Source organism: Wolbachia endosymbiont (group A) of Limnophora tigrina (genome assembly GCF_964263225.1).
In the GTDB taxonomy this organism is placed as follows: domain Bacteria; phylum Pseudomonadota; class Alphaproteobacteria; order Rickettsiales; family Anaplasmataceae; genus Wolbachia.
Window position 1 is genome coordinate 1,074,770 of record NZ_OZ181654.1, and the last position, 14,808, is coordinate 1,089,577.

General features: G+C 34.3%; 12 protein-coding genes and 1 pseudogene. 8 read left to right on the plus strand and 5 right to left on the minus strand.

Annotated elements, in window-relative coordinates; all coding sequences use genetic code 11:
* Positions 1–111 precede the first annotated feature (111 nt).
* The 3 genes from mnmA to ACE38P_RS04985 all read right to left on the minus strand — a co-directional run bounded on the left by mnmA (position 112) and on the right by ACE38P_RS04985 (position 3,952).
* The gene (gene mnmA / locus ACE38P_RS04975; protein ID WP_064085835.1) at positions 112–1,218 is read right to left on the minus strand and encodes a tRNA 2-thiouridine(34) synthase MnmA; all 1,107 of its coding nucleotides are present in this window, start codon (positions 1,216–1,218) and stop codon (positions 112–114) included.
* A 227-nt stretch (positions 1,219–1,445) separates the two neighbouring features.
* The gene (locus ACE38P_RS04980; protein ID WP_064085834.1) at positions 1,446–2,513 is read right to left on the minus strand and encodes a rod shape-determining protein; all 1,068 of its coding nucleotides are present in this window, start codon (positions 2,511–2,513) and stop codon (positions 1,446–1,448) included.
* Positions 2,514–2,533: 20 nt separating this feature from the next.
* On the minus strand, positions 2,534–3,952 hold the full coding sequence (locus ACE38P_RS04985) for a carboxypeptidase (protein WP_010403317.1): 1,419 nt from the start codon (positions 3,950–3,952) through the stop codon (positions 2,534–2,536).
* A gap of 274 nt (positions 3,953–4,226) precedes the next feature.
* Between ACE38P_RS04985 and ACE38P_RS04990 the strand changes: the two genes are divergently transcribed.
* From ACE38P_RS04990 to ftsH, 5 genes and pseudogenes are all read left to right on the plus strand, one after another.
* On the plus strand, positions 4,227–4,706 hold the full coding sequence (locus ACE38P_RS04990; protein ID WP_007302208.1) for an OmpA family protein: 480 nt from the start codon (positions 4,227–4,229) through the stop codon (positions 4,704–4,706).
* A 142-nt stretch (positions 4,707–4,848) separates the two neighbouring features.
* Positions 4,849–6,141 (plus strand): tRNA lysidine(34) synthetase TilS, encoded by a 1,293-nt coding sequence (tilS, locus tag ACE38P_RS04995; protein ID WP_265041825.1) that lies wholly within the window; start codon positions 4,849–4,851, stop codon positions 6,139–6,141.
* Positions 6,142–6,350: 209 nt separating this feature from the next.
* Entirely contained in the window at positions 6,351–7,283 is a 933-nt protein-coding gene (locus tag ACE38P_RS05000; RefSeq protein WP_374699618.1) for an ATP-binding protein, read from the plus strand.
* Positions 7,284–7,340: 57 nt separating this feature from the next.
* Positions 7,341–7,490 (plus strand): annotated as a pseudogene (locus tag ACE38P_RS05005) (tRNA(Ile)-lysidine synthetase); the annotation flags it as partial.
* Positions 7,491–7,502: 12 nt separating this feature from the next.
* Positions 7,503–9,332, plus strand: coding sequence for an ATP-dependent zinc metalloprotease FtsH (gene ftsH, locus ACE38P_RS05010; protein WP_010406977.1), 1,830 nt, complete (start codon positions 7,503–7,505; stop codon positions 9,330–9,332).
* 236 nt (positions 9,333–9,568) lie between these two features.
* On the opposite strand, the gene ACE38P_RS05015 is transcribed toward ftsH, so the two are convergent.
* Positions 9,569–10,174, minus strand: coding sequence for a hypothetical protein (locus tag ACE38P_RS05015; protein WP_374699619.1), 606 nt, complete (start codon positions 10,172–10,174; stop codon positions 9,569–9,571).
* Between the two features lie 227 nt (positions 10,175–10,401).
* Here ACE38P_RS05015 and ACE38P_RS05020 point away from each other — a divergent pair, with 227 nt between their 5' ends.
* From ACE38P_RS05020 to ACE38P_RS05030, 3 genes are all read left to right on the plus strand, one after another.
* Positions 10,402–10,896 carry a hypothetical protein gene (locus tag ACE38P_RS05020; protein ID WP_374699620.1) on the plus strand — a complete coding sequence of 165 codons (495 nt, stop codon included), beginning with the start codon at positions 10,402–10,404 and terminating at the stop codon, positions 10,894–10,896.
* 284 nt (positions 10,897–11,180) lie between these two features.
* Positions 11,181–12,443 carry a pyruvate dehydrogenase complex dihydrolipoamide acetyltransferase gene (locus ACE38P_RS05025; protein ID WP_374699621.1) on the plus strand — a complete coding sequence of 421 codons (1,263 nt, stop codon included), beginning with the start codon at positions 11,181–11,183 and terminating at the stop codon, positions 12,441–12,443.
* 57 nt (positions 12,444–12,500) lie between these two features.
* On the plus strand, positions 12,501–13,262 hold the full coding sequence (locus tag ACE38P_RS05030; protein ID WP_010403294.1) for a hypothetical protein: 762 nt from the start codon (positions 12,501–12,503) through the stop codon (positions 13,260–13,262).
* A gap of 47 nt (positions 13,263–13,309) precedes the next feature.
* Here the strand turns inward: ACE38P_RS05030 and tnpC are convergent, their stop codons facing one another.
* Complete coding sequence (gene tnpC, locus ACE38P_RS05035) at positions 13,310–14,692, minus strand: IS66 family transposase (RefSeq protein WP_374699286.1); 1,383 nt, start codon at positions 14,690–14,692, stop codon at positions 13,310–13,312.
* Between the last annotated feature and the right edge of the window lie 116 nt (positions 14,693–14,808).

The following is a 14,808-nucleotide window of genomic DNA, read 5'->3' on the forward strand; positions in this document are numbered from 1 at the left end:
CCTCTAGTCCACAATATAATAATTATCTTTATAGTATAAAGAATATAGGATAAAACAGCAATAAATTTTATTGTATGTTTAAATTCTGCATTAAAAAATTAAACCACCAAGTTAGGAGCATATCCAACCTCCACCTATAACTTGTTCGCCCTTATATGCTACACAGGCTTGACCTGGACTGATGCCAAAGTAATCGTCGTTTAAAATTACACAGGCTTTGTTCTTTTCGTCAGTTGAATATATTGTCGCTAAGCTTCCTGCATGTGATGACCTAAGCTTCACAGTTACTTCCATGCCTTCTTTTGGTTGTTCTAACCAATTTAACTCTTTGACCAATATCTTTTTTTGCATGAGCGCATTGATTGGACCCACTACAACCTCATTATTTTCTGTATTAATTCTTATTACATAAAGAGGCTCACTGTGTGCAATGCAGAGGCCTCTTCTCTGGCCCACTGTAAAATTTACTATGCCGCTGTGCTCACCTAGAACTTTTCCATGAATATCTACTATTTTACCTTTCTGTACAGATTGTGGAGCTAATTTAGCTATTGTTTTACTATAGCTTTCGGAAACAAAGCATATATCTTGACTATCCGGCTTTTCAGAGATTTGTAAGCTAAAATATTTTGCTAATTTTCTTATATCACTTTTATAGAACTCACCTAGTGGAAATCGCAAAAGCTTTAACTGCTCCTCAGTTGTAGCAAACAAAAAATAACTTTGATCTTTACTTTTATCAATACTTCTGCACAACTTTACCTCACCATTTTCTTCTAATCTTCTTACGTAATGTCCTGTTACGAGCACATCCGCACCAAGATTTTTTGTGACTTGCAATAGATCACGGAATTTTACTGTTTGGTTACATCTTACACATGGTATGGGGGTTTCCCCACGCATATAGGTATTTGCAAAATCCTCTATTACTTCCTTTTTGAATATTTCCTCGTAGTTTAAAATATAGTGGGGAAAGCCAACACTTTCAGCCACGTATTTGGCATCATAAATATCCTGTCCAGCACAGCATGCACCCTTTCTCGCATTACCATCACTGCCATAGAGCTGAAGAGTCACACCTATCACTTCGTACCCAAGGTTATACAGCAGTGCTGCAGCAACGGAGCTATCAACTCCCCCGGACATTGCAACAATAGCCTTAGTTTGATGCGGAGCTTTATCTTTTAATAAAGGTTCAATTTCAAATTCTTTTAGCATATAATTTATAAACACAAACCTGGTGTCAAGCACTGGAATCCAGTTTCTATTACACAATTTCATCGAAACAGCGTACTTATTTGTAGTCAAGTTCCAGTGTCAAGCGCTGGGATGACACCCCTTCCTGCTGGAAGTCGCCTTTAAATTACTTGGTGCGTGACACTGGGATCTCATTTATATTACATAATTCCATCAAAACAATTCGATAAACTGCCTTCAAAAACAATTTAATCTTGCTTGAATAAAACATGGCCAAAATAGTCCATGTTTTCAAGTACTTTTCCGCTACCCAGGGCAACACAACAAAGTGGATCATCTGCAACACGAACTGGTAATTTTGTTGTTTCACTAATAACTTTACTCAAGTTGCGCAATAACCCACCTCCACCAGATAAAATTATTCCTCTATCAACTATATCAGAAGAAAGTTCAGGTGGAGTACTCTCCAGTGCAGTTCTAATAGCAGAAATTATCTGATGTACAGGCTCTATTAGGCTCTCTGCAACTTGATATTCTGATAAAAGCATTTCTTTTGGCATACCACTCACTAAATCCCTGCCTTTAATTATCATTCCCTCTTTGTTGTTTTCAACTGGCAGACTGGCTGAACCGACGTTTTTCTTAATTTTTTCAGCAGTTGTTTCGCCAATCAATAACTTATGATTTTCACGAATGTATGACTTTATTGCCTCATCCATAATATCGCCACCTACTCTGGCAGAACGTGAATAAACAATTCCACCTAAAGAAATAATTGCAACTTCAGTTGTACCACCTCCTATGTCAACAATCATAGAACCTTCAGGTTCGGTAACTGGAAGTCCAGCCCCAATTGCTGCAGCCATTGGTTCTTCAATTAAGAATACTTCATTTGCACCAGCACTTTCTGCTGCATCTTGTATAGCACGCCTTTCAACTGGGGTAGATCCAGATGGAACACATATGATAATATTAGGCTTATTAACAGTGAATCTTGTGTTTGCGCTGCGTATGAAATATTTTAACATTTCTTCCGCGCTTTTAAAATCAGCAATAACTCCGTCTTTCAAGGGCCTTATCGCTTCTATTTCTCCAGGTGTTTTTCCGAGCATCATCTTAGCTTTTTTGCCAAAAGCATAAGGAACGTAACTTCCTTTTTCTTTTACTCTTGCTACAACTGAGGGTTCATCAAGCACTATCCCCTGACTTTTCTGATAAACTAAAGTATTTGCAGTACCAAGATCTATAGCAATATCGCTAGCAAATAAACCTTTGAAAGTAAAAAAATTTCTGATTAAATTCTGAACAAAACTCATACACAACTCAAGAAAACCATTTATTGAGACAAATTATACTTTTCAGATAAGTAACTAGTGTAGCACTCAATATCTAAATCCCTACCTGTTACCTTTTTTAGCTGTTCCAAAAAGCCATAATTTGCACTATATACATTTTTAGAGAACCAATCGATAAGTAAACTGAAATCTCCTTTTACTATAGAATCTAAAAATTCGTAATGATTTTTCTTAATGAAAGAAAAAAACTGCACAGCAGCGATTAACGCTATGACTTTAATAGGAAAGTAGCCTATAACACCACTTATCCAATACTCATCTTGAAAATAAGTGTCTAGCTCATTTTTAGCTTTTACTGAAATCTTGTAATGCTTCATACCTTCCAACCATTTATCGTGTAGATCTTTAACTTCTAACGTACCATTTATTAGATCTTGTTCTAATTTAGTTCTTAGCATAATGTGAGCCAATAAACTAAATTCATCCGCATTCTTCAAAAAAGATGAAAGATTTACTTTATTGAAAATCAAATACAAATTTTCAACACTACTATTAATTTTGCCTTTTGTAGAAAGTTTCTCCTTTATGTGTGGTTGAATGAACTCAATAAATTCTCTGGATGTTCCAATGATCCTTTCCATGAATAACCCTTGAGTTTCATACATAATATGTTTCGTAATTGAGCTCTTTATAGAATTTTGCGCTAAACATTTTTGATGAATTGCATAACCAGTATGCCGTAAAAGTAAAAATAAACCATAACAAAGGTCAGATTCATCATAATCGATAGGATCGTAATAAGAAATGGAAATCTCATTTGGTGTAACACTCATTTGCTGTAAGAATAAGGAACCAAGTTCAATCTGTCTCTGAACCGTAACTTTTTGTATATTAGTAACCTTATCCTTCTTCTGCTTTTGAGTTACTTTCTCTACATTTTCACTAAAAAATTTACCTAGCTTAGGAAATATTTCCTTTATGTTCTTTTCTGTGATATTAGAGTCATAGTCAGCAAGCAATGACTCATAGTTTGAGCGCTTTAATTGCTGCGATTTTATAGAAGCTGCTTCACGAGTAAGCTTAATTAGGTTAGTAAAGCATTCTTTCAGCTTTTCTAAGTTACTAATTTCAGAATTAGTTAGCCTCCATAAGTTTTGGCATTCAATCTTAGCTTTGGACAAAGATTTTACTAAATCAACAGGAATAGCACTGCTGCTTTTGTGTATCCCCTCTATTAACTTTAGCTGCTGAATATTAGCACTCTTTTTATTCCTAAGAGCATTCGCTAATGATTCCTTTATTGCATCATGAGAGATAATTTCATGTCTGATTTCCTCTAGAAGACACATTTGTTCAACTTTGTCCTCTACATTCAATTGGCTTTTGCTTAGTAGTTTTAGTGTGTTTTCGATATTCCTTACCTTATGTAATACTTCCTCTAAAAACTTATAAGATCTCATTTTTATTCATTGCTTTGAAACATCTGCTTAATATCGTAATAGATTAATAATAAAGTTAAAAGTATATTTGCTTAAAGTACAATAAAAAATTGTATTTTTATTCTTTTATTGTACTTCATTGCTAAGAATTGAGCATCTTATCAGAAAATTAATTATAAGATTGTAAAGAAAACATTTAGTATTTTATTTCCCTTGACTCTATTCTAGTATAGAGGGATTATTAGTACTAAAATTAAAATTACGCACTATATTTTAAATTTATGGAGGTTTAGTGATGTGGAGTAGACTGATTATAATGTGTTGTTTTTGTTTACTGCTTACTGGTGTAAGTTCTTGCCCTAAAAAAGGAGTAAATACGACAAATAAAATGAATGCTGTTGTTAAGCAGATAGGTGATAAAAGAGTTTTCTTTGGTTATGATGAATCTAGTATCAGTGAAGTGAGTGCAGATGCATTACTTGACGTGATGGAAGTGTTACAAAATAATCCTGACGCAAAGGTCACTTTAACTGGTCATACTGACAATCGTGGTTCTCACGAGTATAATCTTGCACTAGGAGCTAGAAGAGCAGATGCAGCTAAAAAATTTATGGTCAGCTGTACACCTTATCTAGAAAATAGAATAAAAACTGCTTCTAAAGGTGAAACTGAGCCTTTGGTTAATGTAAAAGATGATTCTAGAAATTCTAAATATGAAAAAGAGCATGCTAAAAATCGTAGAGTGGAATTTTCATTTTCTGGAATAAAGAAGTAGTTTCTTGCATTAAAACCTGGATCCCAGTGTCAAGCACTGGGATGACAAAAGAGAGCAATTCCGCTGCTTGTTAGCGGGATCTATATATACCACAAATAAGTCGCTGTATGACGTAGAGACTATCTGGCCATCAAGGAACATAATGAAATTAGAGTTATTATTTCAAAATATAGCTAATAGTTTTGCTTTCCATAACCAAATCGCAGTTGCAGTATCAGGTGGTGTAGATAGTATAGTCTTACTGCATTTAATGACTAACTGGGCAAAAAAAAACAAGCTTTCACTTCCTATAGCATTAACAGTAAATCATGGGTTACGTTCAGAGTCTCAAAAAGAAGCTGATTTTGTTATAAGTTATGCAAAAGAACTTGGAGCAAAGGAATCGTTCATATTAAATTGGGAGAAGCAAAATATTAAAGGTAATATTCAGTTACAGGCACGAAAAGCACGATATAAGTTACTAGCAGAGTGGTGTAAAAACAATAATGTTAAATGTTTGCTCGTTGCTCATCACAAAGATGATCAAGCAGAAACGTTCTTATTAAGATTGGAGCGAGGTAGTGGAGTAGATGGATTATCATCAATGGATTACAAATCTTTCTTAAATGGTATTTATATATTTAGGCCGTTGTTAAATTTTAGTCGTAGTGAAATAGAAAAGTACGCTAATCTTCACCGGTTAAAATGGATCGAAGATAGAAGCAATTATGACTTAAAATACAGACGAACTTTATACCGTAACTTACTTAAAGCAAGTGACAATCAAGAGATTTTAACAGAGCGAATATGCCTCACAGCCCTTCATATGAAAAGAGCTGCAAAAGCGTTGATGCACTACACACGCCTTGCACTTAATGACTGCGTTAATATTCATGATCTTGGTTATATTGAAATTAAACTAGATGAACTTTATAAACTGCCAGAGGAAATAGCTTTAAGGCTTCTTCTTTATTCTATAATGGCAATTGTCAACAAGCACTATAAACCAAGGTGCCGTAGCCTTATCGCAATATTTAATAGAATATTGCAACAAAATAGTGATGTTAATTGCACACTCTATGGATGCAAAATAAGAAAATATGGAGAAAGTATTTTGATAATGAGAGAATCGTCAAATATACAGGAAATTACTGTACACTTACCATTAAATGGTTCTATTGAATGGGATAACAGGTTTAGCTGCACAATATTTGGAGATCAGGAGTGTTCAGTAACTATTGCTCCGCTAAAAAAAACACAAAAAATCCCTGAATTTCTAAAAAATTATGATTATTGCTCTGAAGTTTACTATTCTTTGCCTACAGTACAAAAAGATGGAAAGATGCTTGCTTATCCATGTATAAAACATGATAGCAAGCATATTGGTGATGATGAGATTAAATATTTTATCACTAGCATAATAAAGGAAAATTTGCTAAAGTTAATTGATGTTTAATTAAGGATTACAATGAGTGGGGCAAGGTTTTTTAAATTTGTTTTATTATGTCTAACAATCGCTGCTTTTATTTATCTTATGTATGTTCTTTTTTTTTAATTAAAGCTGCTGCAGCCACTATATCCTTCATGCCTATTATTATAACATCTGCTGTAGTGACATGTTCAGTAATATGCATTGCAGCTGTATTAGGTTTTGTTATCTATTTAATGACACCATCTAAAGTAATAGAAGTTGAGCAAAGTAAGCAAGAAGTAACGTTTAACGATGTTATAGTATCAGATGAAGTAAAAGAAGAGTTACGAATGATTTGTGATATTATATCACAAGAGACAAAAATAATGTTTGAAAAAGTTGGCTTTAAGCCACCACAAGGTTACCTTTTACACGGTCCACCAGGAAATGGTAAAACACTTCTTGCTCGCGCTGTTGCAGGTGAAGCTAAGCTTCCGTTTTTTTCCACTTCCGGAGCTATTATTGCTGGTCAATTTGTTAATCAAGGTGCACACAATATACAAGAACTTTTTCAAACAGCAAGAAAAAAGGCTCCTTGTGTAATTTTTATAGATGAGATAGATTCTATCGGTTCAGAACGTATTGACTCTAGGAGCCAATCTAATAGAGCTATAAACGAGGACCATAACAAAACTTTAAACCAATTATTGATTGAAATGGATGGTTTTAATGTTAGCAAGGGTATAATAGTAATTGCTGCAACTAATCGTCGTGAAGTTTTAGATGAAGCGCTTCTTAGGCCTGGCCGTTTTTCTAAGCATATCTATATTCGCCTACCAGAATTGGGCTCACGAGAAAAGATATTAGATCTTTATATGAAGAATGTGCCAGTTGGATCAGATCTAAACCTTAAAGAAATTGCAGAAAAAACTGAAGGCTATTCAGGTGCTGAGTTATCTAATTTAGTAAATGAGGCCAAGCATAATACTGTAAGGCGTACTCAAGAGCAAAAAATGGAAGAACCTGTTGTTAGCATGGGTGATTTTACAAAAGCACTTGAAGAGTTTAATAGTACACATAAAAAATTCAAGAATAGAAAAGCGAGCAATACAGGTAATAATGTAATAAGTGCATTACTACAACCTGCTGTAGAAAATTATATGCAGCAGCATCTTACCAGTACATAACACATATACTTATTGCAGTGAAAAACAATTTTTTAAATTTGTAATTATTTTTCTAAAGTTTACTACTCTTTTCCAACAGTGAAAAAAATGGAAAGGTGGTTGCTTATCCTGATGTAAATTACAACGGAGAAATACGGTGATGATAAGATTCGATGCATTATTAATAGCACGATAGAACAAAATTTGGTAAGCTTGATTAGTATTTAATTAGAAATGTAAATGAAAAAATTTTTAGAAGGCTTATTGATCTGGTTAGTGATTATTGTTCTTATTTCAGTTGCTTATATTCAATTTAGCGGAAGTATAGGTAAGAGTAAAACAACCATACCTTTTTCAGAATTTTTAACTAGACTAGAAGATAATGATATAGAAAATATTACAATAAGAAACCAAAGTATCGAAGGGAAGTTTAGGGATGGGTCAGCCTTTAACTCAAGTGGTGTTATATATAGTGACTTAATAAAAAGTTTGCATGATAGGAAAGTGAAGTTCTCCTTTTCAATTGGAGACTCTGCAATAGGTATAATTGGTGGATTACTTATTCAATGGGTTCCGACCCTTATCTTTATCGGTTTATTACTTTTCCTTTTTAAACAAACGCAAGCAGGAGGTAATAGAACTATAAGCTTTGGCAAATCAAAAGCTAGGCTTATGACTACTGGAAAAAAAGTGACATTTGATGATGTTGCTGGGATTGATGAAGCAAAAGAAGAGTTGGTTGAAATTGTTGATTTTCTTAAACAAAGGCAAAAATTTCAAGTGTTAGGTGGGAAGATACCAAAAGGATGCCTTTTAATTGGTTCCCCTGGAACTGGTAAAACTCTACTTGCTCGTGCAATTGCAGGTGAAGCTAATGTACCGTTTTTTAGTATTTCTGGATCTGATTTCGTTGAAATGTTTGTCGGTGTTGGTGCAAGCCGTGTCCGGGATATGTTTGATCAAGGTAAGAAAAATGCTCCTTGTATAATTTTCATAGACGAAATAGATGCAGTAGGTAGGCATCGCGGCATCGGTCTTGGTGGCGGTAACGACGAAAGGGAACAAACATTAAACCAGTTACTGGTTGAGATGGATGGTTTCGAGTCTAATGAAGGTGTGATAATAATTGCTGCAACTAACCGTCCAGACGTCCTAGATCCAGCACTACTTAGACCTGGTCGTTTTGACCGACAGATTACTATTTCTTTACCTGATATAAATGGGCGTGAGAGAATATTAAATACGCATATAAAGAAAATATCGATAGCACCAGATGTAAACGTAAAAACAGTTGCGAGGGGAACGCCAGGTTTTTCAGGGGCTGATCTAGCAAATTTAGTGAATGAGTCTGCGCTTATTGCTGCAAGAAGAAATAAGAAAATTGTTACCATGGATGATTTTGAGTATGCACGTGATAAAGTGATGATGGGCATGGAAAGAAGGTCCTTAGTCATTACAGAAGAAGAAAAAAAGCTTACTGCTTACCATGAAGCTGGTCATGCAGTAGTTTCAGTTAATATGCCTGCTTCTGATCCTATACACAAAGCAACAATTATTCCACGTGGTAGAGCACTCGGTTTAGTTATGAGACTACCAGAAACAGATAGAGTGTCCCTCACAAGAGAAAAGATGCTAGCAGATATAACTGTTGCAATGGGTGGACGTGTGGCAGAAGAGCTAATTTTTGGCTATGATAAAGTCACAAGCGGTGCATCTTCAGATATAAAACTAGCATCAGATTTATCACGTTCTATGGTGACAAAATGGGGAATGAGCGACAAAATAGGTCCGATCTATCATAATCGCGAACAAATCACACATGATTCTGAGACAATTTCTGAAGATACGTTAAGACTTATAGATGAGGAAGTAAAGAAAGTCGTATTTTCTTGCTATGAAAAAGCAAAAGACATTTTAACCAAGCGTAGGAAAGACTTGGAGCTCATTGCTGAAAATCTACTGGAGTTTGAAACTTTAACAGGAGATGAAATAAGAGACATATTAAGTGGAAAAAAAATTGTTAGAAATGAAAATGAAGGTAAAGAAGAGATAAGAAGATCCTCTCTCTAATAAGATCTGGCTTTATTTAACCGCTAAAACAAAAATTTTTAACTAAGAACCTAAATTACAAGACTATAATTAAACCTCTGTATTTTATCAATGGGCTTTTTTGAACCTTACCCAAATTTTTTCTAAATGACTCTTTGCCTATTGGGGAAGATATGTTCAGTTTCCAGACCGCTAATAAGAGGAAGATTAGGCCCTTGATATACACTCTATTATTTTAGTTGCTGCTACAATAGCGCCTATAACAGCAATAGCAACCATGATAAGAAGAATCGGTTCTGCAGTGTGGTGATTATACCAAAATAAGCACATGAAAAAGCAAGGAGCATACCAACTATTGCACCAAAGTAAGTACCTACAATTATGGATGAAACTACAACAATTAATTGTCCTATTTTTGAACTAAGTGGTACTTCTCTTGGCCTTGTTATATTTTCACTCCTGTTTTCAGAGAATAGTTCTCTGTCATCTGCTCTATCAAGATCTCTAAAGAAGTAGGAATTCAGAAGTTCCTCTCTTTCATCTCCAACATAACCTCTTGAATTTCGCTTTGATCTTCCTCCAACATCCTTAATTGACTTTTCAAATTTTAATAGCGACTTGTTCTTTAGTCTAACATCACCCTGAGAATCACAAACAATAATCCAGTCTAAAACTGTCATTTTTTGACTATCACATTCTACACGATGTTTTATATCATCATTAATGTGTTCTTTTAGTTTTTTAATTATCTCTACTGCTCTTGTTTCCATAGTTTGTATGGTATTATCTTCACTTTCTACGAGTATATTGAAAACAATTCCTAATAACTCCAGTTGTAAATCCTTCCGTTCTTTAATACTCATAATTAGCCTGAATTTTTATATGCTATTTTGCCAAAGTAATTTGGCCAAATAAGTAATATATATGCAATAATTCTCGTTTAAAAATTTTTTGACATTAGCTTATCTAAGTGATGTTTTAGGATATAAAAGCTTCTTGCTTTAATAATTAATTAAAACAAAAATATATATGTATTGCTATTGAAGTACCAATTGTTGTACTTTAATCAGAAGGTATAAGGGGGTGATTTATGTCTTTAAAAAAGAAAATTTCTGAGCTTATAGAGAAACAGCTTGATATTAAATACCATGACAATTACTTGGCTTACACTATACACAATTGGGCTGCAAGTGAAATATCTAACTCCATCGCTCTTTGTATAATTGGCTGTGGCGATTGTAAAATTAAATATCAAGATATTGCAAAGTCATTTGATGTAACAATAGAAGAAATTAACCAAGGTAATATAGAAAGCATAAAAAATAAGATAGAAAGTGAAGCTAGAAAAGAAGGTAGTGAGTTTTCTGAGTTGATTTCTAAGATGGATCAATCGCTGAAAGAACAAAGTGAAAAGTCTATTATACAGATTTTAAATTCATCTGCTGAAGAGATGTTAAGGAGTTTTTGTGGTAGTTCTATACAGAGAACAGAGGATAAAGAAGTTAGTCTGTCCTCTGCTTCACATGAAGAGCCTGCTACAGAAGATTCGGAAACTACTATTAATTCTGATCTTTTATCAATTTAACCAGCTCCTCATATAAATTTTTTCTGTACCCAAGCTATATGTTTGTGAGAGGATAGTAAGCACTACATTTTTCTATTTCCATTATAACAGATTCGTCTATTTTCATGATGATCTTACTATTTGTACTCTGTCTAGGACTAAGCAATAGAAATAGTAGGATAACAGTAGTCAACCAAGATTCCAGCATCACGTACTAGGATGATATAAGTATCATGATTTACGATTAGATTGACATAGGGTAAAGAGTAAATTAAAAATTAAATAGATCTTTTAATGCAGAATAAATGCCTATAGAAATATTGATGCCCGCTCTTTCCCCAACAATGAGTAAAACTGGAGGGAAAATTGTAAAGTGGTGTAAAAAAGAACAAGATAAAGTTGAAATAGGTGATGTAATCGCTGAAATTGAGACTGATAAAGCCATAATGGAGTTTGAATCTGTCGATGAAGGAGTTTTAGCAAAAATTTTAGTGTCGGAAGGAACAAGTGGTGTGCCTGTAAATCAACTGATAGCTCTAATGTTAGAGGAAGGGGAAGATAGAAGCGCACTTGATTTAGCTTCTGCCATCAATACCAAGGTTGAGAAGGAGGTTGAAGCCGATTTTTCAGTATCATCCAACCCTTCGATTTCATCTAGCTCTTCAATGTCATCCAAGTGCGTGACACTGGGATCTAAAAAAGAGGATAGAGCAACAGAAAATAGAATAAAAGTAAGCCCCTTAGCTAAAAAAATAGCTCAAAATGAAGGTGTTGATATAAAGCGATTAAAAGGTACAGGTCCATATGGTCGTATCATCAAAGCTGATGTATTAGAATTTTTAGATCAAACTAAAAGCTATGAGAGATTTGAGGAAAATACAACAGTTGAAGTAAGTAATATGCGCCAAGTGATAGCGAAGCGCCTAGTTGAATCTAAGCAAAATATTCCACATTTTTATTTAACTGTAGACTGTCATGTTGATAAGCTAATATCGCTCAAAAATGAAATTAATTCAGCAGATGAAAGCAATAAAGTAACAATTAACGACTTAATTATAAAAGCTGTAGCTTTCAGCATGAAAAAATTTCCTGACATAAACTCATCGTGGATAGATACTAAGATAGTAAAATATTCAAATATAGATATCTCAATTGCTGTAGCGCTTGAGGATGGACTTATTACTCCTATAGTAAAAAATGCTGATGAAAAAAGTGTTTTATCTATATCAAAAGAAGTGAAAGATTTAGTAAATAGAGCACGATCTGGAAAATTAAGGCCTGAAGAATTTCAAGGAGGAGGGTTTACCATTTCTAATTTAGGCATGTTTGGTATAAAAACTTTCAGTGCTATAATCAATCCACCACAGTCTTGCATTATGGCTGTCGGCGCATCTAAAAAACAACCAGTTGTCATAAGTGAAAAAATAGAGATAGCAGAGGTAATGACAGTTACTCTCTCTGTTGACCACAGAGCAGTTGATGGAGCACTCGGAGCAAAATTTTTAAATGCCTTTAAGTACTATATAGAAAACCCTACGGTGATGCTTCTTGAGCCTTTATTATTATAATAAAATTAATACCTCTTAGTTTATACTTTTGTTAGTTAATAGGTTTAGAGGTAAAATATGACTGATAAAAAGATAGAAAAACGTAGTATATCTTTTGATGCTACAAAATCAAAATTTTCAAACGATAGGTTTCAAATAGATTCCTCATCTAATGAGTCAATAGATACCATTGGTAAAAAATTTAAGTATGAAGTGAAACTTCCAGGTGTTATTCACACTACAACAAGAAAAAATAATGTTGGAAGCGGATTAAATGAGTTAGATCTAAGAAAGAAAAATGAAAACTCTTTCAAGACACCAATAAAGAATATTGAAGAATCAGATAGTAAGAGAAACCAAAGTCATTTGCTGTTTCAGGAGGACTCATTTCCAGAACTACCAGCATGTGCATATAAGCCAGCACTGCTGCCAAAACCATCAAAAGAAAAAATAAAGGAAGCTGTAGATAAAATGCGCAATAATAGAAAAGCTCATAATTCTGCAAGTGTTGAAAATGGTGTTAGTTCAGACAGGTTCAAAGTGCGCCCGTTCTTATGTAGTGATATAGATGGATATGTAGCTCCTGACAAACGTGACCGTAATCTAGAAAGGTGTAGGGTTACACATGATAGCAGTAAGCTTGAAGCACAAATGGAAAGAAAGCATGGGTTTCAATCAGATCCAAGTGTTAAGCATGTAAAGGCTGATACTGTAGTATGTTCTATTACTAAAGGTCATGACAAAAAAGGCGTTAAATCTGATGTCTCATATACACAAGAGCCTATATCAGAAATGTCTAAGGTCAATGTGAGAGAATTAGCAAATAGGTTCCGCGGCTAATCATTATTGGATTTTTCTAATAACAAGTATCCGTTCAGCAGAGTGGTTTAAGAAACGATAGATAGAAGATTGTGAAAAGGGTTTAGCCTCCTCTGTTTCCATGTTAAGTATAACGAAATTATTTGCTCAAGGAATGAGTTTCCTCGTTCTGATTGTGTAAAATATGAATTTTTGCGATAAACGACATAATGCCGTATTTGCCGTTCAGCGTGATTATTTGTCAGCGGAGTATTTTCTGGGTCATCTAAAAATTTCCACATCATTCTTTCAGATTTCAAAATATTCTTTGCAACTCGAGACGCTCCAATTGCTTCAGGTAAGCGAGATATTTCCTTCAAATAATACCTTGTACGTTTTCGCAATTTCTTGGCACGTCTAATAAATCTTGAAACATCTATCTCATTTTTTAGTAAAGCTTTTTTCAGTGCAAATAACTCAGTGGCTACATTTCTCAAGTAACAGCCCAGAACTTTAACTTCAAATTTCCAACTATGCGCTAATCTTTCAAAATCCCTTGCTAAGTGTGCCCAACAGATTTGCCTTCTTTCATCAGCAAAGTAGTTGTATGCTGCATATCTGTCGGTTACTACCAAGCTATTACGATTGCAGCATACACTATTTTTTAAAACTTTCATTCCCCTTGACTCTGTCAACTTCACAAAACTTGCCGTATTGCTTGCAAACATCCAACACCAAGCGAGTTTACCTTTGTTATAATGGCTCGTTTCATCAATATGTAGAACTTTACTCCTACTTATCTCTTGTTCGATCTGCTCATACATTTTTTTGCATTTTGAAGCAACTCTATGTTCACTATTTGATATGCTACCGACGCTTATGTTCAAATTGAAGATATCATTTATGATGCTAGCTACTTCGCGCTTTGAATTTTTATAAAACCCACTGAGTGCTGCAACTACTGACTTAACCCTTGGGCCAAATGTATCTGGCGTAACACCCTCTGGTAACTTGCTACTTCTTCTTTTTCCGCATCTCTGACAACGGCCATGTTCCAACTGATATTCCATTACATAAGCCTTAATCTCCGGAAGATCTACTTTCTGATGAATATAAGGTTTTTCGCATATTGCAATCTTCCCTCCGCATTCGCAAGTAGGTGACAACTCTATCTTTATCACCTCATCTGCTTCCATTTTAGCACGATAATTACCCTTATGCCCAACTTGACCACCAATCTTTCTTTCGCTTTTTGGCTTTTCCTTTTTCATTTTGTATAATTCTTTTGAATTGGGAATTGATGAGTTTTTTGAATTTAAACCTAGCCTTTCCTTTAATTCAGCGTTCTCTATCTTTAAAGCCTCATGCTCTGCTTTTAAACTTTCATTCTCTCTTTCCAATCTTTCTATTTTTGCTTCTAACTTTTCTATTTTTTGCTGTAAATTTTTGCAGAGTTCTAAAAGGTTTACCATATTACCTCATATTTACCCTATGATTATCTTTATTATCTTGCTTTGTCTACCTTATTTTGCCGCTCTGCTGAACGGACACAATAACAATTGCTTAAGATTTTATAAACTGTGCATAT

Excerpts from the sequence above, each read along its gene's own strand:
- ACE38P_RS05025 (WP_374699621.1), top strand. The coding sequence starts at position 11,181 with ATGCCTATAGAAATATTGATGCCCGCTCTTTCCCCAACAATGAGTAAA.
- ACE38P_RS05015 (WP_374699619.1), bottom strand. The coding sequence starts at position 10,174 with ATGAGTATTAAAGAACGGAAGGATTTACAACTGGAGTTATTAGGAATT.
- ACE38P_RS04980 (WP_064085834.1), bottom strand. The coding sequence starts at position 2,513 with ATGAGTTTTGTTCAGAATTTAATCAGAAATTTTTTTACTTTCAAAGGT.
- tnpC (WP_374699286.1), bottom strand. The coding sequence starts at position 14,692 with ATGGTAAACCTTTTAGAACTCTGCAAAAATTTACAGCAAAAAATAGAA.
- ACE38P_RS05030 (WP_010403294.1), top strand. The coding sequence starts at position 12,501 with ATGACTGATAAAAAGATAGAAAAACGTAGTATATCTTTTGATGCTACA.
- ftsH (WP_010406977.1), top strand. The coding sequence starts at position 7,503 with ATGAAAAAATTTTTAGAAGGCTTATTGATCTGGTTAGTGATTATTGTT.
- ACE38P_RS04990 (WP_007302208.1), top strand. The coding sequence starts at position 4,227 with ATGTGGAGTAGACTGATTATAATGTGTTGTTTTTGTTTACTGCTTACT.
- ACE38P_RS05000 (WP_374699618.1), top strand. The coding sequence starts at position 6,351 with ATGACACCATCTAAAGTAATAGAAGTTGAGCAAAGTAAGCAAGAAGTA.
- mnmA (WP_064085835.1), bottom strand. The coding sequence starts at position 1,218 with ATGCTAAAAGAATTTGAAATTGAACCTTTATTAAAAGATAAAGCTCCG.
- ACE38P_RS04985 (WP_010403317.1), bottom strand. The coding sequence starts at position 3,952 with ATGAGATCTTATAAGTTTTTAGAGGAAGTATTACATAAGGTAAGGAAT.
- ACE38P_RS05020 (WP_374699620.1), top strand. The coding sequence starts at position 10,402 with ATGTCTTTAAAAAAGAAAATTTCTGAGCTTATAGAGAAACAGCTTGAT.
- tilS (WP_265041825.1), top strand. The coding sequence starts at position 4,849 with ATGAAATTAGAGTTATTATTTCAAAATATAGCTAATAGTTTTGCTTTC.